This is a genomic window from Rhizobium sp. LjRoot258, assembly GCF_964254185.1.
Lineage (GTDB): Bacteria > Pseudomonadota > Alphaproteobacteria > Rhizobiales > Rhizobiaceae > Rhizobium.
Genome location: NZ_CAXUST020000002.1, coordinates 139,085 through 162,096 on the forward strand (window position 1 = coordinate 139,085; position 23,012 = coordinate 162,096).

General features: G+C 57.1%; 24 protein-coding genes and 1 pseudogene. 17 read left to right on the forward strand and 8 right to left on the reverse strand.

The features are described from left to right. Positions 1-18: 18 nt before the first annotated feature. On the reverse strand, positions 19-2,298 hold the full coding sequence (locus tag ACSQ9D_RS21515) for a 4Fe-4S binding protein (RefSeq protein WP_436284010.1): 2,280 nt from the start codon (positions 2,296-2,298) through the stop codon (positions 19-21). A 139-nt stretch (positions 2,299-2,437) separates the two neighbouring features. On the opposite strand from ACSQ9D_RS21515, the gene ACSQ9D_RS21520 reads away from it, so the two are divergent. Then, the gene (locus tag ACSQ9D_RS21520) at positions 2,438-3,268 is read left to right on the forward strand and encodes a ferritin-like domain-containing protein (RefSeq protein WP_436284011.1); all 831 of its coding nucleotides are present in this window, start codon (positions 2,438-2,440) and stop codon (positions 3,266-3,268) included. A gap of 4 nt (positions 3,269-3,272) precedes the next feature. On the opposite strand, the gene ACSQ9D_RS21525 is transcribed toward ACSQ9D_RS21520, so the two are convergent. Continuing rightward, positions 3,273-3,434 (reverse strand): twin-arginine translocase TatA/TatE family subunit, encoded by a 162-nt coding sequence (locus tag ACSQ9D_RS21525; RefSeq protein WP_436284012.1) that lies wholly within the window; start codon positions 3,432-3,434, stop codon positions 3,273-3,275. A gap of 217 nt (positions 3,435-3,651) precedes the next feature. Here ACSQ9D_RS21525 and ACSQ9D_RS21530 point away from each other — a divergent pair, with 217 nt between their 5' ends. The 8 genes from ACSQ9D_RS21530 to ACSQ9D_RS21565 all read left to right on the forward strand — a co-directional run bounded on the left by ACSQ9D_RS21530 (position 3,652) and on the right by ACSQ9D_RS21565 (position 9,906). After that, the gene (locus ACSQ9D_RS21530; RefSeq protein ID WP_436284013.1) at positions 3,652-3,807 is read left to right on the forward strand and encodes a hypothetical protein; all 156 of its coding nucleotides are present in this window, start codon (positions 3,652-3,654) and stop codon (positions 3,805-3,807) included. A gap of 4 nt (positions 3,808-3,811) precedes the next feature. Next, a complete protein-coding gene (locus ACSQ9D_RS21535; RefSeq protein ID WP_436284014.1) occupies positions 3,812-4,300 on the forward strand; it encodes a hypothetical protein in 489 nt (162 codons plus the stop codon). Between the two features lie 112 nt (positions 4,301-4,412). Further along, a complete protein-coding gene (locus tag ACSQ9D_RS21540; protein WP_436285132.1) occupies positions 4,413-4,964 on the forward strand; it encodes a cytochrome c oxidase subunit 3 in 552 nt (183 codons plus the stop codon). A gap of 8 nt (positions 4,965-4,972) precedes the next feature. Further along, positions 4,973-5,254 (forward strand): cytochrome C oxidase subunit IV family protein, encoded by a 282-nt coding sequence (locus ACSQ9D_RS21545; protein WP_436284015.1) that lies wholly within the window; start codon positions 4,973-4,975, stop codon positions 5,252-5,254. A gap of 102 nt (positions 5,255-5,356) precedes the next feature. Then, on the forward strand, positions 5,357-5,809 hold the full coding sequence (locus ACSQ9D_RS21550) for a c-type cytochrome (RefSeq protein WP_436285133.1): 453 nt from the start codon (positions 5,357-5,359) through the stop codon (positions 5,807-5,809). Positions 5,810-5,828: 19 nt separating this feature from the next. Then, the gene (locus tag ACSQ9D_RS21555; protein WP_436284016.1) at positions 5,829-7,169 is read left to right on the forward strand and encodes a cbb3-type cytochrome c oxidase subunit I; all 1,341 of its coding nucleotides are present in this window, start codon (positions 5,829-5,831) and stop codon (positions 7,167-7,169) included. Positions 7,170-7,196: 27 nt separating this feature from the next. After that, entirely contained in the window at positions 7,197-8,009 is an 813-nt protein-coding gene (locus ACSQ9D_RS21560; RefSeq protein ID WP_436284017.1) for a CbbQ/NirQ/NorQ/GpvN family protein, read from the forward strand. Positions 8,010-8,016: 7 nt separating this feature from the next. Continuing rightward, positions 8,017-9,906 carry a nitric oxide reductase activation protein NorD gene (locus ACSQ9D_RS21565; protein WP_436284018.1) on the forward strand — a complete coding sequence of 630 codons (1,890 nt, stop codon included), beginning with the start codon at positions 8,017-8,019 and terminating at the stop codon, positions 9,904-9,906. A gap of 351 nt (positions 9,907-10,257) precedes the next feature. Here the strand turns inward: ACSQ9D_RS21565 and hemN are convergent, their stop codons facing one another. Continuing rightward, positions 10,258-11,610 carry an oxygen-independent coproporphyrinogen III oxidase gene (hemN, locus tag ACSQ9D_RS21570; protein WP_436284019.1) on the reverse strand — a complete coding sequence of 451 codons (1,353 nt, stop codon included), beginning with the start codon at positions 11,608-11,610 and terminating at the stop codon, positions 10,258-10,260. 229 nt (positions 11,611-11,839) lie between these two features. On the opposite strand from hemN, the gene ACSQ9D_RS21575 reads away from it, so the two are divergent. The 5 genes and pseudogenes from ACSQ9D_RS21575 to ACSQ9D_RS21595 form a co-directional block, all read left to right on the forward strand. Continuing rightward, positions 11,840-12,124 carry a DUF2249 domain-containing protein gene (locus tag ACSQ9D_RS21575; RefSeq protein WP_436284020.1) on the forward strand — a complete coding sequence of 95 codons (285 nt, stop codon included), beginning with the start codon at positions 11,840-11,842 and terminating at the stop codon, positions 12,122-12,124. 15 nt (positions 12,125-12,139) lie between these two features. After that, positions 12,140-13,495, forward strand: a complete 1,356-nt coding sequence (locus tag ACSQ9D_RS21580) for a hypothetical protein (protein WP_436284021.1) — start codon at positions 12,140-12,142, stop codon at positions 13,493-13,495. 5 nt (positions 13,496-13,500) lie between these two features. Continuing rightward, a complete protein-coding gene (locus ACSQ9D_RS21585; RefSeq protein WP_436284022.1) occupies positions 13,501-14,022 on the forward strand; it encodes a DUF2249 domain-containing protein in 522 nt (173 codons plus the stop codon). Then, on the forward strand, positions 14,022-14,333 hold the full coding sequence (locus ACSQ9D_RS21590) for an iron-sulfur cluster assembly protein (RefSeq protein ID WP_047521906.1): 312 nt from the start codon (positions 14,022-14,024) through the stop codon (positions 14,331-14,333). Before ACSQ9D_RS21585 ends, ACSQ9D_RS21590 begins: the two co-directional genes overlap by 1 nt. A 252-nt stretch (positions 14,334-14,585) precedes the next feature. Next, positions 14,586-14,782 (forward strand): annotated as a pseudogene (locus ACSQ9D_RS21595) (NYN domain-containing protein); the annotation flags it as partial. Positions 14,783-15,140: 358 nt separating this feature from the next. Here the strand turns inward: ACSQ9D_RS21595 and ACSQ9D_RS21600 are convergent. Further along, entirely contained in the window at positions 15,141-16,355 is a 1,215-nt protein-coding gene (locus ACSQ9D_RS21600; RefSeq protein ID WP_436284023.1) for an NnrS family protein, read from the reverse strand. 199 nt (positions 16,356-16,554) lie between these two features. Between ACSQ9D_RS21600 and nirK the strand changes: the two genes are divergently transcribed. From nirK to ACSQ9D_RS21615, 3 genes are all read left to right on the forward strand, one after another. Further along, positions 16,555-17,691: a copper-containing nitrite reductase gene (gene nirK / locus ACSQ9D_RS21605; RefSeq protein ID WP_436285134.1), complete on the forward strand. Its 1,137-nt coding sequence runs from the start codon at positions 16,555-16,557 to the stop codon at positions 17,689-17,691. Positions 17,692-17,766: 75 nt separating this feature from the next. After that, entirely contained in the window at positions 17,767-18,729 is a 963-nt protein-coding gene (locus tag ACSQ9D_RS21610; protein ID WP_436285135.1) for an SUMF1/EgtB/PvdO family nonheme iron enzyme, read from the forward strand. Continuing rightward, positions 18,719-19,417, forward strand: a complete 699-nt coding sequence (locus tag ACSQ9D_RS21615; RefSeq protein WP_436284024.1) for a Crp/Fnr family transcriptional regulator — start codon at positions 18,719-18,721, stop codon at positions 19,415-19,417. Before ACSQ9D_RS21610 ends, ACSQ9D_RS21615 begins: the two co-directional genes overlap by 11 nt. 302 nt (positions 19,418-19,719) lie before the next feature. Here ACSQ9D_RS21615 and ACSQ9D_RS21620 read toward each other — a convergent pair whose 3' ends face one another. The 4 genes from ACSQ9D_RS21620 to ACSQ9D_RS21635 are packed head-to-tail and all read right to left on the reverse strand — an operon-like array spanning position 19,720 to position 22,839. Further along, positions 19,720-21,102 carry a 4Fe-4S binding protein gene (locus tag ACSQ9D_RS21620; protein WP_436284025.1) on the reverse strand — a complete coding sequence of 461 codons (1,383 nt, stop codon included), beginning with the start codon at positions 21,100-21,102 and terminating at the stop codon, positions 19,720-19,722. After that, complete coding sequence (locus tag ACSQ9D_RS21625) at positions 21,099-21,953, reverse strand: FTR1 family iron permease (RefSeq protein ID WP_436284026.1); 855 nt, start codon at positions 21,951-21,953, stop codon at positions 21,099-21,101. Before ACSQ9D_RS21625 ends, ACSQ9D_RS21620 begins: the two co-directional genes overlap by 4 nt. Next, positions 21,950-22,294, reverse strand: coding sequence for a cupredoxin domain-containing protein (locus ACSQ9D_RS21630; RefSeq protein WP_436284027.1), 345 nt, complete (start codon positions 22,292-22,294; stop codon positions 21,950-21,952). The genes ACSQ9D_RS21625 and ACSQ9D_RS21630 overlap by 4 nt, the downstream gene beginning before the upstream one ends. Continuing rightward, positions 22,294-22,839, reverse strand: coding sequence for an iron transporter (locus ACSQ9D_RS21635; protein ID WP_436285136.1), 546 nt, complete (start codon positions 22,837-22,839; stop codon positions 22,294-22,296). The genes ACSQ9D_RS21630 and ACSQ9D_RS21635 overlap by 1 nt, the downstream gene beginning before the upstream one ends. Between the last annotated feature and the right edge of the window lie 173 nt (positions 22,840-23,012).

A 23,012-nucleotide genomic window follows, 5' to 3' on the forward strand; every position in this document is an offset into this window, starting at 1 on the left:
TTCTCCTTTGTGAACATGTCACGCCGATTGGTCCGGCGCGGACTCTGTTTTCTTGATAGGGGCACCCTTGTAGGTGACTTCGACCTTCTGCTTTTTCGCAGGCGCTTCACCCCGCGATTCAGGCGTTGAGAGCGCCATGAATTTCTCTCGCTTGAGACGCACCTGGATCATGTGCGGACAGCGCTGATCGTCCTGATAAAGTTCTTGGCAGTGCATGCAGTAGATGCACTCGTTGACGTTGATCTGGCCCTCGGGATGAATGGCCTGGACCGGGCACTCCTTCGAGCAGCGCTGGCAGGGAGAGCCGCATTCGGGCCACCGCTTGAGCCACTCGAACATCCTGATCCGGCCCGGGATCGCCAGCGCGGCTCCCAAAGGGCACAGATACCTGCAGTAGAAGCGTTCGACGAAGAGGCCCGCGACAAGCAGAGAGAGGGCAAAAAGAACGAAGGGCCATTGACGAGCGAACTTCAAAACGATCGCCGTCTTGAACGGCTCAACTTCTGAAAATGTCTCCGCCAGCGCCATGGAATAGAACGAGAGGCCGAAGAGACCCAGGAAGATCATGTACTTCACCGGCCAGAGGCGCTCGTGCAGACCCCATGGCAGCTTCACCTGGGGCACGCCGAGCTTTTTGGCCAGGCCGTTCGTAAGTTCCTGCAGGGCCCCGAAGGGGCATAGCCATCCGCAGAATGGACCCCGTCCCCAGAACAGGAGAGCGGCCGCGCCCGCTGCCCAGAGAAGGAAGATCAGGGGTGCTGCCAGGAAGAACTGCCAGTTGAAGCCCGAGACCACGGCGTTGGCAAATGTGAGAACGTTGACGACCGAAAGCTGTGCGTTCGCGTACCAACCGAGCCAAACCAGTGTGAATACCAGGAAACCGGTGCGCACGTATCCGAACAGCTTGGGGCGGCGGACCAGCCAATCCTGGAAAAAGAAGATGGCGGTAAGAGTAAGGATGGCACCTATCGTAATTGCGATCTTCGTGCGGCTTCCATCCCAGATTTTGATCCAGAGCTGAGGCTCCGTCTCGTTGCCAACGGCCTCGGGAGAAGTCTCGGCAGCTGGCGCGGACGGATTGGCCGTGGGCCCGATCTGGGTGACCTTATCGGTCTTCACGTAGCGGTCAGGAAGCGCATATCCAACGTTGTAGGGCAGTACGGCCTTCTTTGCGCCGGCGGTTCGCTGCACCAACAACTGGAGTTCCCACGGCTCCGTTATGTTGAAGGTGAAGTCTTTCGGCACAACAAAAAGGGCGATTTCCCGTAGCTTCGGAGAGCCGGTCGCCGCAAGGGTCGGAATGCGGGTATGGTCGTGATCGTGGAATCTGAGACCCTGGCCGTCTTGAAGGAGTTCGATCCGGTCGAAAATTCCACCCCTGACGTAACCCGAGCCCTTAAACGAGTACGCTCCGTCGCCCGCCACGAGGATTGCGGACTGGTCGGGTTTCAACTGCTTCCGTAGCCGTTCGTAGAGAGTATCGCCCAAGAGGCTGCGACCAACGATCGGTACGTTTACAGGCGCGACGTAGAGATCGATGAAGCGTTCGGTTTCGGAAGTGGCTTCCGGATTGTTGGCAGCGGCATCCTGTTTCGCGGTTCGGAACGCCTCTGAAACGTCGCCAACGGTAAGGCGAAGACTTCTGATTGAGCCATCTCCAAGGAGAGCCTGCCAGTCCTCAATCCCTGTCTTTGCGTCATCGACACGCTTCACCTCGGAGACGACAGGGGTCTGGGCACTGCCTTTATTGTCGAGTCTGTGGGAGCGAATGAGCTTGACGGCCGAGCGGATGACGCTGTCCCCCATGACCAGAACGGTTACAGTTGCACCGCTGACGATGTCGACTTGGGGCGGACGATCGAGACCCGCGGCCACCCGTCCGAGATCCTTGCCGATGATCGAGTTCAGCGCCGCAACGACCCTGGTTTGCGGGATCCCAATCAGCACGATCGGCTCTTTATGATCCACCAGCTTGATGCCGCGGACGACGCCATCAGCGGTTATGCCGACGACGATGTGGATCGGCTTGCCCGAGTAGCCGGTCGACGCGGTGAAATCGGAATTCAGGTAGGCGTAGCCCAGGACACTCCCGCCACGCAGGACCGGTGCAATTGGGGGTTCCCCTTGCGGCGGCCCAAAACCGTCCGCTCCCTCGAAAAGTTCCGAGGGCTGAACCTTTTGGATGTAGGTCGCTAGCTGGTCGGCTGCATTGCAGGCAGCGGCCGAAAAGACGGCGACCGTCAACACGACCAAAGCGCGCAGACAGGCTCGGAGCCCGGATTTCGAATTTGAAAACATGTTTTGCGCGCGTCCAGTCATTTGCGATTGCCGCTGCAACACTAGGTGCGAGCGAATGCGCATTCTTTGATGTGCGTCAAACTGGAATGCTTTCGTTCTGGTAACCCTGTGTGGAACGGCAAAGTGACCGGAGGACACGATGACAAGACTCACCAAAGAGCCAGGCGCGATCCATTCGATGCCGGAATTGCTTGCAACGGCAAAGGTCATGGAACTGGAGGCTGTTGCCGGCTACGAAGCGCTAGCCGAGCACATGCGCGAGTCAGGAAAGTCGGAACTCGTGGTAGTGTTTGAAAGATTGGCTGCCGAGGAGCGTGGACATCTCGCATCCGTGGAGGATTGGTCGGCTCAAATCGGGGTGTCGGTGAGCGCCACCGCGACCCACCCGGACGAACTCTTCGATGACGAGGGAATGAACCTCACCGATCCCACTCTCCTCTCCGCCTATCTTGCCTTTTCGGTTGCTGTGCGCAACGAGGAACGAGCCTTCCTCTTCTGGACTTACATATCCGCCCATGCGCCAAATCAGGAAATTGCCAAGGCTGCCGAACGCATGGCCCGCGAGGAACTTGGTCATGTATCGACCCTTCGCCGCGAACGCCGCTCGGCTTTCCATCTGCAGAAGAAAGCTCACACAAGAGAGACGGTTTCGATCAGCCAGCTCGAGCGCAAGCTCGAAGTCCATCTCCAAACCTTGATAAAAACCCACCATCCTAAATCGGATCAGTTGGCGACCTTCGCGCAACAAGCTTGGGAACGCATAGCCATGTCGAGAGATCAGACACTGGAGATCGAGCGCTCAACGAATAGGCTGGAGCTTTCGGCTGCAGCGTTGGCTGAACTGTTGCTCGACTATCATCTTGACCGGGCCGAACTGTCCAAGGATGAGCAGACCCGCAACCTTGCACAGACGTGTGCGGGACAACTCGTCGCGACTCTAGCGGTTTTGAGAAGGAAACCGACAGCGTAGCAGGTCAACCATTCCGCTCACCTTCCTTTTCGTCCTCCACGCCCTTTTTGAACTGCCGAATACCCTGTGCCAGGTCTCCCATCAGCTCGGGAATCTTTCCTTTCCCGAACAGAAGCAAGACGATCACGAGCACAATCAGCCAGTGCCACGCGCTAAACGAACCCATAGGAAAACTCCTGCCACCGCGTTGCCAAACAGATTCCTTTCGGCGGCGGTCGAAAGTGTCGCAACAATAACGAGGGGGGATTTCCTCTCATTGAGATAGAGCAACCAAGCAGCAGTTCGAGGTTCGGGCGCAGCGGGCTGCCATTTTACCCAGTTTGATCCAAAGCAAAGAGACAGCTCACGGTCCAGCCTATGCTGCGTCACATAGGAGACTGACAATGACCGACGCACAAGTAGGACTGTCGATAGCAACCCCAATAATCGTGCTATTCGCAGTTACTCTCTACCGCATGGGTGTCCTGCAGCGAACCGGCGTCATATCCGCAGGCCTTGCCGCCATCGCTATCGCCGCCAGTTTGTTTCTCCAGAGGTAGAGCCATGGAAAATTCAACGATGAAGGATTTCGCCGAGCTTGAGGCTTGCTACGGTCAGCTCATTGCTTGGTGCGACCTTTTAGAGGCGATCGCGGACTTTCTACCGTGCCAGGTTGATGAAAGGCTTTGCGATACGATAACGAACGGGCTCGTCCCGTTGGTGCTCGTAAGCCACCAATTTGAGGAGCGTCTTCTTTCGACGGGTTTGGGCCTCATCATGACGGAGGACGAGTATTTCGATGCCAATGAACGTCGGCGCACGAGCAGGTTACTGGACTATGATTCCGCTCAGGAAGTTGTCGAAACGCTCATTTCTCTTAGAGAAGGCGGATGCCGTCTTTCTTGGGATGCGGTCGGATACCAGCTGCGTTCGTTCTTTGGCTCTGTGCGCAGACACATTCGCGGCGAGCGGGAAATCATGAGTTTGATCCGCAAGGCGATGGAGAGCAGCGATACGCGCCAGGACAGCCCCGTCCAGACGGAAGCAGCCTGACAATCAGGCCCCCGCCTCATCTGCGCTCGCCAAATATAGGTTAAGTGAAGTGAATTGGCCGTTCTTTGCGTTCGGTCAAAGAGCCATCCATGGTGCACCGTACATTGGTGCGATGACTGAAACCATCGCATACGACAAAAATACCTCAGATGAAGATGCCGGAAGCGGCGATCTCCTCACATGGATATTGGCATGGAGTGAGTTGGTAGCCTTTGGCGCGCTTCTTCTCGCGTTCATGGTGGCGGCATCTTTGTATCCCACCGAGTTTGCCGCAGGAAAAGGGAAACTTCATCGCCTTATTCCCTTGATAAACACAATCGTCCTACTGGTCAGCGGTTGGACCGCCGCCAAGGCGGCTTCCGGAAGGACAATATGCCGACAGCGTCTTTGGCTGTTGGCAGCTGCAGCGGGCGGCATCCTTTTCGTTACGTTGAAACTTCACGAGTACCGAACAGAGCAAATTCCTGTCTTTGCGGAAGATACGTTCACCCAGCTCTATCTGCTGATAACCGGCTTCCATGCACTCCACGTTCTGTTTGGTTCCCTTGTATTGGGAATAGTCGCCCGCTTTCCCACCCGTGAGAATGTGCATCTGATCACTACTCTCTGGCATGTCATCGACCTGGTCTGGCTCGTCGTCTTCCCGGTTATTTATCTTCTGTGAGGATTACGATGACGCATCTCCCGCTAACACGCGCTCTTCTACTATTACTGCTACTCACGTGCTCGGTGGCCGCCGGTTCGCTCATGCTCCCAAATAGCGCCCGCCTTCCGGCGCTGGCGGTCTTTGCCGCTTTGATAGCCTGCATGAAGGCCCGCTTGGTGGTCCTCGACTTCATAGGATTGCGATCGAGTAATTCCCCCCTCCGCCCAGCGCTGATGATCTGGGTTGCAACGATTTTGCTTGTCGCCGTGGCCAGGGTGGCCGCCATCGCCTTTGTGTTTGCGAATTAACAAAGACCGTCCAGCCTCTTTCATCCATCCAGTTCGCTGCGAGCCTATGGCTCGGTTTCCGACGTCACGGCGGTTCCGCCCAATGACATGAAAGGATATTCGATGGCTGAACGCCTAACAAAAACCGCGGCCCGCAACGTGTTTTACGGCGGGTCGGCCTTCTTCTTCGCGATCTTCGTGGGCCTCACAGCTCACAGCCATTATTACATCCGGACGGTGTCGACCGATGAAACGACACTCACCGAGAGCGTGGCGAGAGGCAAGCACATCTGGGAGAAGAACGCCTGTATCAATTGCCACACGCTAGACGGTGAAGGAGCCTACTTCGCTCCGGAGCTTTCCAATGTCTGGATCCGCTGGGGCGGCGACAAGGATCCGGCCAGCGCACGTGAGGCGCTGCATGCGTGGATGGCTGCACAGCCTTCCGGCATCGACGGTCGTAGGCAAATGCCTCAATTCAACCTGTCCGACCAAGAAGTGAACGATCTCGCAGACTTCCTCGAATGGGTCAGCAAGATGAAGACACAGAATTGGCCGCCAAACCAAGCCGGCTGAGAGGCGAGAGGATCAACCAATGAAGTACAAAACCCAAAGCGTCGCCATGCTCTACTTCTACGGAGCGCTCGGCTTATTTATGGCGCAGTTGCTGTTTGGCGTTCTGGCCGGCACCATCTATGTGCTGCCCAACACCCTGTCCGTTGACCTTCCATTCAATATTGTCCGCATGATCCACACGAACGCGCTCATCGTGTGGCTCCTCATGGGCTTCATGGGGACGACCTATTTTCTTCTCCCCGAAGAATGCGAGACGGAACTCTACAGCACGAAGGTCGCGATCGCGCAGTTCTGGATATTCCTTGTGGCGGCCGCCGTCGCGGTGGTGGGATACCTGTTCCATATCCACGAAGGTCGTGAGTTCCTTGAACAGCCGTTTGCGATCAAGGTCGGTATCGTAGTCGTTGCTCTGATGTTCCTTTTCAACGTCACGATGACCGCTCTCAAAGGTCGGAAAACCACAATCACAAACATCCTGCTTTTTGGACTCTGGGGTGTGGCGATCTTCTTCCTGTTCGCATTCTATAACCCAGTCAACCTCGCACTGGACAAGATGTACTGGTGGTATGTCGTCCACCTTTGGGTTGAGGGCGTGTGGGAGCTGATCATGGCGTCAGTCCTTGCTTTCCTTATGATCAAGCTGAACGGAATCGACCGCGAAGTCGTGGAGAAGTGGCTGTACGTCATTATCGGCCTGGCGCTTTTCTCCGGCATCCTGGGTACCGGCCACCATTACTACTGGATCGGCGCTCCGGGATACTGGCAGTGGATCGGCTCTCTGTTCTCGACGCTGGAAGTCGCACCTTTCTTCACGATGGTCGCGTTCACCTTCGTCATGACCTGGCGGGCAGGACGCAAGCACGAGAACAAGGCTGCCCTCCTCTGGTCGATCGGCTGCTCGGTGATGGCGTTCTTTGGCGCAGGTGTCTGGGGCTTCCTCCACACGCTGTCGTCGGTGAACTACTATACGCATGGCACGCAGGTCACGGCCGCACACGGACACCTGGCTTTTTTCGGTGCTTACGTGATGCTGAACCTTGCAGCCATGGCGTATGCCATCCCGCAGATCCGCGGCCGCGCTCCGTATAACCAGTGGCTTTCGATCAGCAGCTTCTGGATCATGTGCACTGCAATGTCGGTGATGACGTTCGCATTGACGTTCGCCGGCATTATCCAGGTCCACCTGCAACGCGTGCTTGGCCAATCGTACATGGAAGTGCAGGACCAGCTTAGCCTCTTTTACTGGGTACGTCTCGGTTCGGGCGTTTTCGTGTTCATCAGCGCGCTGATGTTCATCTGGTCGGTTCTGGTCCCCGGTCGCCGACGCGTAGCCCATGGCGTAGTCCAGCCCGCCGAATAGGCGGGTCCACCAATCGGAGATCAGATCATGACTATCGCCATCAATCATCCGTTCAATCCGAAGTCGGAAATTCCGAGCTACATCCCCAGCGGCAATGAATGCGCGCTGTTTGAAAGGGCTTGGACGCGCCAGCTTCCTGTTCTTCTCAAAGGTCCCACGGGCTGCGGGAAGACGAGGTTTGTCCATCATATGGCGGCCCGCCTCGGTTTGCCGGTGTCGACCGTATCCTGCCATGATGATCTCACCGCCGCCGACCTGACCGGCCGATTTTTGCTAAAGGGCGGCGAAACCGTGTGGGTTGATGGTCCGCTGACCAGGGCAGTCCGCAGTGGCGGAATATGCTACCTCGATGAGATCGTTGAGGCGCGAAAGGACGTCGCGGTCGTGCTTCACCCGCTGACAGACGATCGACGGGTACTGCCGCTCGAGCGCACCGGCGAACATCTCGAAGCCATGTCAAGCTTCATGGTCGTCGTATCGTACAATCCCGGTTACCAGAACCTGATGAAGGCGCTCAAACCCAGTACGCGGCAGCGTTTTGTCTCGATTGAGTTCGATTTCCTGCCGAGGGACCTTGAAATTGCGACGGTATCACTGGAAAGCGGATTGGCGGAAGGGAAAGTTGCCCCACTTGTCGATCTCGCGCATCGGTTCCGCCGTCTCAAGGGGCAGGACCTCGAAGAAGGCGTCTCCACCCGTCTTTTGATCTACTGCGCAACGCTGATCGATGCCGGTCTCCCGCTTTCCGAAGCGGTCCTCGCGGCAATCATCGAACCGATGACAGATGAGCCCGACGTCAAGGCCGCCCTTCTCGAGATCGCCAATTCAACCCTCGCATAGGTGAACGATGCTTGAATTTCTGGAACTGGAGGAGACCGTTGGGAGGGCCTGGCACCGTTTTGTGGGTGACACGAGCTCTTGGCCCCGTCATCCGCAGTCCGCTGTCAATCTCGCCGACATCAAGGGGCAGCTCTCCGTATGCTTCCGTGGCTTTGGTGGCGATTTAACCTCGCAGATCACGAACGCGCGGCAGAAAACGTCACTCCATCGGCTGCGGCTGCGACAGGTGATTGGGCTCGGAGAGGAGAGAAGTGAACAGCCTTGGTGGGACGGATCGACCCTGCATCTCCCCTCCTCGATCGATCTCTTTGAGGACAGGACACTCAATCGGGACCTCTATTTCTGGCTCGCTGCGTACATGGCCACCGTCGTGCCGTCTAGCTTGCCGGTTTCTGACCCGGCCCTTCGCGATTTAGCCCGAATTGATGAAGGCCGGGGCAACTGCGCTGGTGTTCTGCGAAACTTTCCAGGGATGAAGGATCGGTATGTCCGTCTGACTCACGGCCTTGTTACAAATCGATCCAGAGGAAAGCTTCCGAAGGCCGAGCGCCAAATCGAGGACTACCTTCGCATCGCTCTTTCCTATCCCCTCGGTCATCCACTTCCAGCAGGCTCCAGGCCGTCGCTAACCGGCGCTCCTGCCGGATATCTGCCAATGCTTCCTGTTCCCCTCTGGCCAGACTATCTTGCACGTCACGAGGAAACCGCTTCGCTGCGCGACGATTTGCCTTCAGAAGGCACCGATGAAAAATCCCAGAAGCCATCGCATTCGGCGAAGCGGAAGAAGGACACTGAAGATCGAAAGCGCGATCCATTCATTCTCAATCGCTTCGAGAAAATTCTGGCGATGGCCGAGATGGTCAATGTTGATCGACCGACCGACGATCAGGAAGACGACGATGCGAGCGCAGCGGAAGAACTTGATGAGATCGCCCTTAGCGAAACCCGGGAGCGTCCCAAATCGCGGTTCCATTTCGACCTCTACCTATCTCCGCAGGCGTGTGACCCATCGACGATAGAGGGAGAGTTTCTCTATCCCGAATGGAACTACCGCCGTCAAGAATATCTGCAGGATCATTGCCGCGTGTTCGTCGGGACGGCCGACGTTGACCCGCAGGCCCAAGCGGTGGCTACTGATGCGCATGTTGTCCGAAAGGTGAAGCGCCAGTTTGAAATCCTTAGACCGCGGAGAGAGACCCGACGAGCGCAATTGGACGGCGACGAGCTTGACCTCGAAGCTGTTGTTCGCTCACGGATCGACCTTGTGACCACCGGACAACCGGACGATCGGATCTATGAATGCTGCAGACCGGCCGCGCACGAACTCGCCACCTCCATCCTGGTGGACGTGTCTCTGTCGACCGACTCCTGGGTCGATAACCGGAGGGTTCTTGACGTAGAGAAGAATGCTCTCGATGTATTTGCTCACGGACTAAACGCTTGCGGCGACAGCTTTTCTATTCACACGTTCACATCACGTCGCCGCAACTGGGTGCGGATCGACACCCTGAAGGAGTTCTTTGAACCCTTCTCCGCCAAGACCGCCGAGCGTATTGCTGGCCTTCGTCCAGGCTACTACACGCGAATGGGGGCCGCTATCAGACATGCGTCCCACAAACTCCAAAGCCACGGCGCGCGAAAAAAGCTTCTCCTAATTCTCACTGACGGTAAACCGAACGACGTCGATCACTACGAAGGAAAGTTCGCGCTCGAAGACAGCAGACGAGCCGTTTTGGAGGCCCGTGGAATGGGCCAATCAGTTTTCGCTGTCACTGTGGATCGCCAGGCCGAAGAGTATCTTCCTGCCATCTTCGGTCGATCCGGCTTCGCGCTTGTCTCCGACATATCGAAACTTGCGAGTGCTCTTCCGGCCATCTATCGCAACCTCACAGCCTAGGCGAAGGGATCTTATCGGCAAAGGAGCGTTCGCGTGTTGCCGTGTGATACCGAATCGGCAACGTCAACAAAAAGCAGCGCCGAATGATACACTGACGCAACGTGGCTCAACGGGCGTCCAATCCCTTGGATATGTCGCAATCGTGGACCGTACGGGTCCCGAAAAACACTGCTGCAACGCCATGCCGCGCTCGCCCAATGGGTTATTGAGGCTTTGCTCCAGGACCCGCACCAAAACCGTCTATTGAAAGAGAAAAAGTTGCGACACCAACTTTTTGCCATATCTGTCCCCAGATGGTTAGGTCGCAACCAGTTGCCTTTTTTCCGTAACCGATCTCACATCGACCACGTCTCAAGCGGCCTTACTATGGGTGCGTCCGTAAGAGCCAAAATACGCATCAAACGCCGCAGCGACGGCGCGTACCATGAAACGGGAACGCTGTGATACGTGAACGTGGCCATCGCGGACCGTCGCCACTCCATCGGCTTCCAGCTCACAGAGACGGTCGTTTCGATCGAGCAAGAAACCACCGTCGAATCCAAACTCGCGACTAAGGCCGACGAGGTCAACCGCGAAATCACACATAAGGCGCTCGATCACTTTTGCCCGCAGTTTGTCTTCTTGGGTTAGCAGATAACCTTTCGCGGTTGGAAGCACACCCGAGCAAACCCGCTCGGCATAGAGTCCGATGGGGACATGGTTTTGGATGTATCCCATTGGCAGTCGTCCGATGGCGGACGCTCCAAGACCGATCAGCGTGTCGCATTGGTCAGTCGTGTAGCCCTGGAAGTTTCGCCGAAGCTTGCCAGTCCTGGCCGCAGCGGCCAGTTCGTCCTCCGGCAGAGCAAAATGGTCAAGCCCCACGCGCTCATACCCCGCTTTCACCAGTTCGTCAGCAATGGCCTCGGCTTGATCGTTACGCTGCGAAGCATTCGGAAGGGCGGCTTCATCGATGAGACGCTGGTGCTTCTTGAACGCCGGGACGTGTGCGTACCCGAACACCGCGAGGCGTTCCGGCCTCATTTTCGCGGCCAAGGCAACGGTTTCGATACACGATTGAACGGTCTGATGAGGAAGTCCATAGATAAGGTCGAAGTTTATGCTCGAGACGCCCGCCGCTCGCAGTCCGATAACAGCGGCCTCCGTCTGCTCGTAAGATTGGATACGGTTGATCGCCGCCTGAACAACAGGGTCGAAGCTCTGGACACCCAGGCTCGCCCGATTGACGCCGTTTTCCCCGAGGGCCTCGATCATGGCGGCGGACAGGGTGCGCGGATCGATTTCAACGGCTACGCTGCTCTGGTCTTCGAATTCGAACGCGCTCCTCAGTTTTTTCATGAGGTCCGCAAATTCGTCGGGCTTCATGATCGTGGGAGTGCCACCGCCGAAATGAACGTTTTTCACCGGCAAAGCATTCCCCGCCGCGAAGGCGACCAGCTCGATCTCCTGCTTCATCACGTCAAGATATTCCAGGACCGGCGCATCCTGCCGGGTGATCGTGGTGTGACACCCGCAGTACCAGCACATTGATCGGCAAAAAGGTACGTGCAGATAAATTGAAGCCGGTCCCGCAGTTGCCACTTCAGAAAGACCTCGGACGTAGGCGTCCGGGCCCACCGTGGCGGCAAAAGCGGGCGCTGTGGGATAGCTTGTGTAGCGCGGCAACCGCGCGTCGCCGTACTTTGCGACCAAACAGTCAGACATCGCGAATTCCTTTATCAACATTCACGACGTGCTTATGGCGCTGACGCGAATCCGTTTCCTTGTCCCAAGTCAATGAAATTCGCGTTGGCTGTTTCAACGAACAAATCGCTGGATATTTGCTCGTTGTCAAAGTCCGAGGGTTTGGCTCCGGCTAATTTTGTGTCGTTGACGAGGGAGCAGCCGAAGTCCCGTCAGCACCATTCAAACGTTGTAAAAGGAACTGAACGGTATGACCGACGCCCAAGCCACCCACGATAAAGCGCCCCACATTGATGTGAGGACGCTTCCGCCGGCCGAACGCCATTCTCAGATTTTCGGTACGCTCAAAGGCCTGCAACCCGGCGGCACGCTTTTTATTACGAGCGACCATGAGCCGCGCCCCCTCCACTATCAGCTTGAAACGAATTTTCCTGGGAAGTTCAATTGGGAATACCTTGAGCAGGGTCCCGAGGTATGGCGTGTTGAAATCACCCGCCTAGATTCTGGTTGCGACTGCTGCTGCGGCAGTAATTAAATCTGGAGAAGCACGATGATGCCTCCCGGCACGACCCTTTCGCGGTGGACCATGTCGTACTTCGGAGCGGCTGTGCTCTTTCTGATGTTGGCAGAATTTCTTTTGTCAGCAGGCTGGTGGCGGCCGTCTTTTGACGTGACCGAACCTCGGGCGCTGATCGTCGTGCATTCCATCACAATCGGTTGGCTTGGCCTTCTCATGATGGGAGCGCTCTTCCAGTTCACTCCCGTCCTAACGGGGCTAAGCCTTCCAACCGAACGATTGAACCTTCCCTGCTTGATCGGCAGTGTTCTAGGCCTCAGCCTACTCCTGAGCGGATTCGATCGAATGGATGTCGGATCGCCCGCAACAGGTGCAATCCTGTTCGCCGCCGCGATTGTGCTTCTTATAACGTTGTGTGCCCTTGCGGGGATGTTGTTTGCGGGTCTTTGGCAAGCCATCAAACCACATGCCGCAGCTCCCTTCGTCATGATTGGGTTGGTTTGCTTTATCCTCACAATCGGTTTGGGCGCGTGTTTCGCAGTCTCATTGTCCGGTCTCGGTTTTCCGCCGCGGATGATCGAGATCGTGACGTTGCTGGCTCCTTTTCACGCAGGCTTTGGCCTTGTCGGGTGGATGACTTTCGCGGCGATCGGCGTCACTTACAAACTGCTTCCCATGTTCCTTCTTTCCGATGATGTGCAAGGTCCAAGTTTCGTGCGCGGAAGCGGCTTGCTCGCACTGGCTGTACTCGCCATCGCATCAATAACATCGGCCTTCGACACGGCGTGGGCCGGCCGCGGGGCCATTGTGAGCGGCGTGATGTTTCAGTTCTGCATAGCCGCCTATTTAGTCGACCTGGTTCGAATCTATCGAGGAAGACGACGGAAGAGTTTGGAATTGAACACGCTCGGTTCGATACCAGCATTCGTGTTGATGGCGACGTCAGCCCCGTTGTTTGTTATCGCGATGGTATTCGATTTAGAACCGCGCGTAACAGTGGCGGCCGCCTACCTTTTTGTCTTTGGTTGGCTGACTGGCCTGGGCCTTGCGCAGTTGCTTAAAATCGTCCCCTTTCTAACTTGGATCGAAGCATTCGGACCTCTGCTCGGCAGGCGGCCGACTCCGCGTCTTGGTGAACTGATAAACGACAGTCGATCCATAACCTGGCTTAGCGTCTTCTACTTGGCGGTACTCCTGGCCGCAGCTGCGATTGCAGCCGGTTCTGACCTGGCCTTCCAGGCGGCCGCCCTGTGCCAAGCACTTTCCACCGGCGCGCTCGCGGTGGAGCTTCTCCGGGCTCGATCACTCGCGAATGTACCCCTATCCGCAAAGTCCCCGCCGCTTTCCCACCCGGCTTTATTGTACGCGAGCAACCCACCAGAGAGGTAACGACAATGACTGAGCTTCGAGAGCTGGATGTCCGGCAGATCCTCCGTGATGGCGGCATGCCGTTCCAACTGATAATGGACACGTTCGCTTCACTTAATCCTGACGAGGGGGTTCGGCTCCATGCGACATTCGAGCCTGTGCCTTTGATCCGCCAGCTTGAGCAGCGCGGATATCGCCATACGACCAAAAAGCTCGCCGATGACGATTGGGAGATCGACTTCGTTCCGCAATCGGCTGTCGAGCCCGTTAACGAGGTGGCGAGCGGAGATACCCCCGACGCTGTCTGGCCGGATCCGACGTGGAATCTCGACCTTACAGACCTCGCGCCTCCGGAGCCCATGGAACGCATTCTTTCCCGACTGGAGACGATGGCCAGCGGAGACGTTCTATTCGCCCTGCTGAACCGCGAACCGGTTTTTCTGTTCAATGAACTTAAAGCTCGCGGTCATGAATGGGTCGGGAATTTCGATGCCACCGGAAAGGTGTATCGCATTATGATCCGTGCCACACCAAAGGACATTGCCTGATGTTGACTCTTGAAGCGGTTTCAACCGCAGCTATTGTGGAGGCGTTGCGCGGCATTGAAGACCCTGAGATTGGGTCCGATATCGTTGAACTTGGCCTGATCTATCAAATCGAGATTGCGGCAGCGGGCCGTGTGCGTGTTGTCATGACGACCACCACCCGCAACTGTCCTGCATCGGCGTTCATCGTTGAGGCAGTCAAAGCAAAAATAGAGCAGATGGAAAGCGTGAGCGAAGCTAGTGTAGATCTCGTGCACGACCCTGCTTGGTCGCCCGAGATGATCGGAAAGGGGTTTGGCCGTAGCAGGCCGTAATCTAAGGACTTAGCCTAAAGGGTATAGGATGCGACTGTGATCTCTAGCTGGAACCGAGAGCGGAGTACGTTGCTGAAGAAGCTTGCGCAATTTAGATCCATGGGAGGAAACGGCGGCCGGCGCTCTGGCAAATTGAGGCCGCAATAACCCACTCCTTCATGGGAGCCGCCGTCATTTAAGCTGCAACTTCCCGTCTGCATACACCGGCCGCTGTTTCTTCCCATGGGGGGTTGCGGAAATTTGAGCTGTTGAATGGCTGCTGATATCCGCTCACCGCGACTTGCCGTGCTCCTTGACGCTGACAATGCCTCCGCAAAATCGTGGACAGATTGTTTGCGAAGATAGCCAGTCGACGAGGCCAGCGTTCGGCGCATCGATGACGATTTCAGGAAGTGCCCCGCTCAAAAGCTTGCGCCGACGTTCTCGCAAATCACGCGATCACTCCTCAATGACAGGTCGCCGACGCCGCATTCGATACGATTCTAATTTCGGCCCTGCCACATAATCCGGGCGGGAGATACCTACCCGCACCTCAACAAATGCTCGTCTCACCATTTCGATCGTTTGCGCCGAAGCCCTGAGTGGGGCAACAGCGCAGGTGAGACGGAGGCAAGCAAAACTCCCATCGCCAGGATCGTGTTTCGCATGGAAGACGTTCTCCGTTTGAAACGATGATCCTGCACGGTCCTGGCTCTGCGGGGTCGCGGCGTACCGCGCGTTGTCGACCGACGAAGCGCGAGGATGCCCACTCGGCTTAATACGACGGCAAAGTGGGCTCGTGCTTCGCCAACCCGTCTGGCCGGGATTTCATCCTCCATTCTTGGCAAGCGGCTTTCGCTCCCTGCAGAGGAAGGGCGAATATTCGAACACGAAGGTTCCAAAAGCAATAATCCAGGCGCACGCTGCGACCTCTAAAATCGTGCCACTGTGATCCGGCATCATTTCGGCCATGGGGCGAATGATCGCCGCCGCGGCAAGGATGACGTAGGAGGCGACCGTCGTGCGGCTCGCGTTCAATTTGCGACCGGTATGGCCGCGGCTAGCGCGGGTCATAACCGCCAACATCATGAGTGAAACAGTTCCGATGGCCAACACGTGAAGAACGGCGATCTGCGAGAGACCAACCGTGCCCAAAGCTACGAAAGCGAAGCTTATGGGGACAAACGCGTAGGCAATATGAAGAACGAAAAGTATCGGCTCTCTCCAGGTTGTCCAGCCGCGCCACCGGATTAATCGGACTGCATTCACAAGTGCAGCAAGCACGCCACCGATACCTGTCACGATGCTTTCCGGCCAGATGGCCCAACACGCGAGCACCAGCGCGCCGATGACAATGGCGACGCCGTCAAACCGGTTGTAAGGAACCGGAAAATCAGTCCTTCCGAATTGGTTGATCCAATTCCTGGTGAAGCTGGGGAGAATTCTGCCGCCGACGATCGTTATGAGGAGGGTATACGCGCCAAGGCCCAGACGTATCGGAATTTCGGGATTCTGGCCGCTCACAACCTGCACATGGAAGCATATGTTGGCGACGGTCAGCACGGCCAACCCGGCGATAACCTTCAGGTCCTTCCACTTTCGGCCTGCAACCACTTCTCTTGTGCAGAGCGCCAGCATCAGCGGAAGAAATAGGCTGTCAAGGCCGGCTGCTGCAGAAATGCCTATTGTGCCGCTGAACAGCAGGGCCACGCGGCCGACAACCCACACGCCGAATAGCAACATAAGAGGGCGTCCGGAGATTGGAAGCCTGCCGGTCCAGTTGGGGATTGCGGTGAGGAGGAAGCCCGCGAGCACGGCCGGCGCGAATCCGTATAGCATCTCGTGGGCATGCCAGTAGAGTGAACCGTAACTGTCTGCGACCGGAAGTCCGTGCGACAGATAACCGACCCACAGGGCAATGCTCAGCATGGCCCAAATTGCCGATGCAAGGAAAAAGGGACGGAAGCCGTAGGAAAATAGAACCGGTCCGGACCGTGACATCCCACGCGGTAGACGTTCCGCCACATTCGACTGTCGCTGCATGATCATTACTCCAATTGACCATCGCAGAAGATCAGATCGTTAGGAAACAGTCGTTGATAATACGCAAATAGCGCCGCCCTTAACTTGCGCTGTCTCAAATAGCGAGTTTGCTCCAAATCAAAGAGTATGTCCCCGAATGTTCTACGGTTTTTCTCGACCGGGCGGCGTCCGCTCCGTCTTCGTTTTGAGGAGATTAGCCATGACGAATAGTTTGCAAATGACGCGGCGCACTATGCTTACCGGAACTGCTGTTGCCGGCGCACTGACTCCCATCATCGTATCGGCCGCTGCGGTCGGAACCGCCAATGCATCGCAGGAAACGCCTACTCAGGTCGACATCACGAAATTGCCCCGCGAAAAGGTCGAGCTTGTGAAGCCGCCCTTCGTGCACGCCCACACACAGAAAGCTGAAGGCGGCCCGAAAATCAAGGAATTCACGCTCACCATTGAAGAAAAGAAGATCGTTCTGGACAAGGACGGTACCGAGATCAACGCAATGACGTTCAATGGTTCGGTCCCCGGACCTATGATGGTTGTTCACCAAGACGACTACGTTGAATTGACCCTGGTCAACCCTGAAACGAACACCATGCAGCACAACATCGACTTCCACGCTGCAACTGGCGGCCTTGGTGGGGGCGCGCTGACGGTAGTCAATCCCGGTGAAAGCACGGTACTCCGCTTCAAAGCGACCAAGGCCGGCGTCTTCGTCTATCACTGCGCACCTCCCGGCATGGTGCCCTGGCACGTTACTTCGGGCATGAATGGCGCGATCATGGTGCTGCCGCGCGAGGGCCTCACTGACGCTCAGGGCAAGCCGCTAGTATACGACAAAGCCTACTATGTGGGCGAACAGGACTTCTATGTTCCGCGCGACGAAACCGGCAAATTCAAGAAATACGACAGTCCCGGAGAAGCATACGAAGACACCGTGGCCGTGATGAAAACACTCACGCCGACGCATATTGTGTTCAACGGCGCGGTTGGCGCTTTGACCGGTGAAAATGCGATGACTGCGAAGGTCGGCGAAACGGTATTGATCCTGCATTCGCAGGCGAACCGTGATACACGACCGCATTTAATCGGCGGACACGGTGAGTACGTGTGGGCGACGGGCAAGTTCAAGAACCCGCCTGACATCGATCAAGAGACCTGGTTCATTCCCGGCGGCACGGCTGGCGCGGCCCTGTATAAATTCGCGCAGCCCGGCATCTATGCCTATGTCAACCATAATCTCATCGAGGCGTTCGAGTTGGGCGCGGCGGCTCACTTCAAGGTCACCGGCGATTGGAACGACGACCTGATGACATCGATCAGAGCTCCTTCGGGCACCTGAGAACCGGAGAGGTAGCGCGCGGACCATCCGGCCCGCGCGCAACAACGTTTGGAGGCGCATTTCGCGTTTGAAAACATGTTTCGGTACGCTGCGAGTAACGATGTTTCCAGCATCTCCCTGACCATTCCGCTTGCCCTGCTGGCGGCCCTGTCGGCGGCAGTCGCAGTGCAATCGGGGTTTCTTGCGATCCGCACTGACGCTTCGATCGCGGCTCCGGAGCTTGTGTCGATTGTTCCGCATTCTTTTTTGTACCGTGACGCCACGGAGTACTTCCGACGTGGATTGGCGGTAGATGCGCCCAAAACCCGCGTGGTCATCTCGTTTCCGCTGGCTATAATGAAATACCAGGCCACACTCGGCGACTATAACCGTTGTGTGGCCGACGGCGTTTGCGAGGCCGCGGAGGGGCGCAGCCGCGAATCCTCGGAAGACACGCCCGTGACGGGCGTAAGCTATGATGACGCCATGCGTTACGCCGCCTGGCTTTCGAAGCGAACAGGAGAGGAGTGGCGGTTGCCAACCGATCTCGAACTGGCTTACGCAGCAGCCGACCGGTTTCCGGATGACGCTCTTGGAATCGACCCGAATGAAAAAAATCCGGCCATCCGTTGGCTTGCCGACTACGAGCGCGAGGCTCGTCGCGCTGCATCGACCGACCCCGCGCCGCAACCCAAAGGTTCGTTTGGAATGAGCGAGACCGGACTGGCGGATTTCGGCGGCAACATCTGGGAATGGACAACAACCTGCAACAAGCGCGTTGATCTGGGAAGAGACCTGGTAGTCGAAGAGCCGGATGCGGCAACATGCGGGATCATGATCGCAGACGGAAAACACCGAGCCCCGACAAGCACGTTCGTGCGCAATCCCAAAGGTGGCGGCTGTTCTGTCGGAAGCCCACCCGACAATCTCGGTTTCCGGCTTGTGAAAAGAGCAACCTTCGCGGAAAGTGTGGGTGATTTCGCGCGACGGGGTGTGGCAGAAATTGTGGCTCCCTTCCTAAATTACGGCAACAATAAAGGCCCGCCAGATGAAAGTTGACCGCAGAATTTTGAAATCGCTGCCACTGTTCGATCGGATGACCGATGCTGATCTGGACGCGATGCTGGAGCACGCGACGCCCAGGCGGGTTTCCCAAGGAGACGCCGTATTTGAACAGGGTGCTGCTGCAAGATCATTTTACCTCCTGCTCCACGGCCGTCTCAAGGTGACCCAGGTAACGCAAGATGGTCAGCAGATAATCGTCCGGATGGTCCATCCGGGCGATTTGTTCGGTTTTGCCATGGCGCTGCAAAGAACAGACTACCCGGGTACCGCTATCGCGGCTGCCGAAAGCCTCGTGCTAGGCTGGCCAACTGAAATGTGGTCCCGTTTTGTCGAACAGAACCCGCGGCTTGCCGTTACGGCGATGCAGACGATCGGCCAGCGCCTGGAAGAGGCGCACACGCGCATTCGCGAAATGTCCACCGAAGAAGTGGAGCGGCGCGTCGCACACGCCGTGTTGCGGCTTTCGAAACAAGCTGGCAAGCCGACCAGCGATGCCGGTATTCGCATCGACTTTCCGATTTCCAGACAAGACATCGCTGAGATGACAGGGACCACTCTCCACACCGTCTCTCGGATTCTCAGCGCATGGGAGTCGAAAGGGATTGTGGAGGGGGGACGCCAAAAGCTGACGGTACGGGATCCCCAGCGGCTCTTGGCACTGGCAGAGGGATCGCGGGACTAGGGTGGGGGCACGAGTGTCAATACTGCTCGACGATACGGTTCGGCTTCTGTTGCTCGCTGGGCGAATTCTCACAGGTTGAGTGCGTTAGAAGAGACCGCAAGGGGTGGATCCCACGCTCACCTGCCCAAGACGGCCAGTTGCCTCGTGACGCATGGCCTTCTCTGCGGCAAGCGTCGAAGGCCGGGCGGTCTCACACTGGCTCGTTCACCGGAGGCGATAGCGCTGGCCGAAGTCGTTGCCGTCTTCACGCGTTCGACCAGCACGCTGTTGCAACAACGCGGGCAGCGTCATTAGTCCGCCAGCTACTTTAGAAAAGCCGCGATCCAAGCGACGCAGAACGCGGCAACTGGAAAGGACATCGCAGCTGTGGCGCTCAAACACCCAATCGGACTAACCCTTTGCGCTGAGAGTATCTGATGAAACAACCGCAATGACCAACTACCAGCCGCTAAAATCACCATTCCGCGCAATGGATCGACAAAGAACGGATCAATGCCATCGGACCTGAGCTGCATCAGCGTCAACGAGAGCAGCCCGCAAAAAAGCGAGGCGGCGGCGAGCGGAATGAGTGCTTGCGTCATGTGATGAAGGGGAACTTTCTGACGACGAAAGATCACCGAGATTGCGGCAACGGCGGGAAGAAAGGTGGCAATGGCTGCCACCGTTGCGATAAGCAGCAATGAAAGCAGGGCAACAGCGTCGACCAGTGTCATAACGTCGTTCTGTGCCGGATAATTGGTCAATGCCCACCAAGGCAACCGTGCCGACATTGGCCATCCCCAGCCGGCGTTGATGCAAAGTTCTGCGATCAGCTGCTTTAAGCTGAGGAACAGCGGACTGCTCGACCAGTGAAGTGCGGCAGGAACGAGCCCGAGAAGGACAGGGACAATCAAGCAACTTTCCCAACAAGTCGCTGATTTCCCAGACCCAGAGACAATGTCGCTCCCCGGCTGACGCCAGGCCAGCCTGATCGCACCGCGATAGCCGCTGCATCTGCCGCACATTTGACAGGCAGCACTTCCTTGCATCGTTTTGATTGGAACGAGTGGAGCACAGTTAATGCGAGTTTGCGCAGCAGGTCTCGTCTCTGCAGAAACCCATGCCGTGGGATCTACTCGAAAGTGAAGCGGAGCAATTTTTCCGACCAGGCCGAGCACTCCATTGACCGGGCAAAGAAACCGGCACCAGATACGCTTGGCCTTGCCATACCTTGCACCGATCACCATCGCCGCCAGAGTGGATCCCCCGAGCACCAACGCGGCAGGTTTTGGGTATTGGTAAACGCTGGTCAGCTGTCCGTACATCGTCGTCGATATAAACGAGACGACCGGCCATCCCGGCCACTTCAACCAATTTGGGATTGCTCTCCCCGCGCCTCGTTCACCGGCAAATTCCGAAAGCGCTCCCTCTGGACATAGTACGCCGCACCAAAAACGGCCTATCAGGGCCGTGCCAAGGATAACGAAAGGCCACCAGACTCCCCAGAAAAGAAATTGCGAAAAACGCACAATGTCGTTCCAGATGAAGTCGCTGCTCGTCGGAAGCGGAAGAAAAAGAGGGATCACGAGAAGCGCGGCGTATAGCCCAATCATACCCCATTGGCACCGCCGAATGGCAGACTGATGCCGCAGCAGGAACGAGCCAAAGCCCGCTGCCGACTGTTGTCCCCACACCGCGATTTTCATCGGGCGACAAGTTTCGACTGGCGCGGCGGAGCAACCGCAAACCCGGCGATGACCCAGTAGCCGGTGAGGCCAAGCAGGGGCAAGAGTTCCGGTCGCGACCGGTAGCCGGTCAAACCGGCGACGAAAGCGCCGACCCCGCTTGTATCGTCCAAAAGCCAGCGCGAGTCCCAAAGCTGACCCGAAAGCGGCGATGCCAAGCCGAGCGAAATGGCGCGATCAATGACCATCATGGCAAGGCCGCTCCCGAGAACAAGGAGCACGGTCTGGCCGACCGCCGCAAAAAGGGATCTTGGCAGCGAAGAAGTACTGGCGCGGAGCACCCAGTATGTCAGTCCTGCAAGGACAAGTCCGAGACCACCCGCCGCCACATTTGCTTCGGCCGCTCCCACAGGCTTGGCTGACAGCAGTCCATAGAGAAACACAACGATTTCGGCGCCCTCTCGGGCCACAGCGAGAGCTGCCAGGCCCGCCAAACCCATCCAGTTCTTCGACAGACTGCGCGCTCGAACCCGAGAGGCGAGTTGAAGCCCTGCCCGCTCCGCATCGGTGCGCATCCAGAAGACCATTCTGACCATCAGGACGCACGCGCCAGCGCCAAGGACCATCTGCAGGATTTCTCCGGCTTCGCCGTCCAGAAGGCTGGAAGCAACGGTCAACAATGCGCCCATCGCGAAGGCCGCAATGATCCCGACCGCTACGCCACCAGCTATCCACCTTATCGGCCGGTCACCATCCCCACTTGAACGCGAAGCCCAGCTCGACAGTATCCCGACGACCAGCATTGCTTCAAAAGACTCCCTCCACACAACGAATGCGACTCCGAATGCCTGTACTGACAAATTAGACGTCATCGCGCGGTGATCCTGGCTGGCGGCATATCGGCGTGGAAGTCATCAAAGAAGGCATAGTCGCCCTCATCCAGCGACCTGAAAATCAGGAAGCTGGAGGCTCCCGGAGCCAACACTTTCTCTTTTCGAAGTGGCGTGCTCTCAAACTCGATTGCCGTCGGCCCATCGTTATAGAGTTCGAGCTTGAAGCGAGTGTTTGCCGGCACCTCGAGAACGGAAGGCGACACGACACCATTGCTGAAATGCACTTTGAATGTTGGCGGATCATCCTCGGCGGAAGCGGGCATCGCAATACCCGCGAAAGCCAACCCTCCTGCGAAGGCGATCTTCATGGCGGCAAGCATCAATAGCCACCCTTTTTGCCCACGCCCGCATAGACGAAGTCGTAGCTCAGAGTAAACGCGCCCGGCCACGCAGCGACCCCGGTTTCCTTGTCTACGTGCCTGCCGAAAGTCATTTCGCCGTGGCCGCCAGGATGAACCGTCAAGGTGAGCTGATACCGACCCGCTCCGGAGAGCTTCACATTGTCGCCGTAGTGAGGACCATCATTGGCGACCATCGCTTCAAGGGAGCCTGCCTCTTCCGCTCCGGTGGTAACGTTCTTGAGCCGGTACTCGATATGCAGCCCTGGAATCCAATCCCCTTCCGCGAAGCCGTTCGAATTTCCTTCCATTGCCCGAACATCCGCTTCGAGGTGGATGTCTGCTTTATCGGCTGGAAGCATCATTCCTGGCGGATCCATCTGAATAGGCTGGAGATAAACCGCGGAGACCTCCATGCCCGCGTTGATCTGCGGTGAGCCGATCGGATATTCCGCCGCGCTCGAGAGTCCTGACAAAAGCACGGAAAAACCGATCCCGGCCGGCACTGAAATAGAGAAACGAGACATCCTGATATCCCCATAAACATGACTTCTGCGGTCACGTTTATCAGCGCGAACTGCAGCTTCTTTGCGAAAACGCAAACATGTCACGAGCAATTAAGGAGGCTGTGATCCGGACCTCGACATTCGTGCTTGCTATTTGTCAACGACGATCCAGAGCCGACGCGGTAGGAACCGTC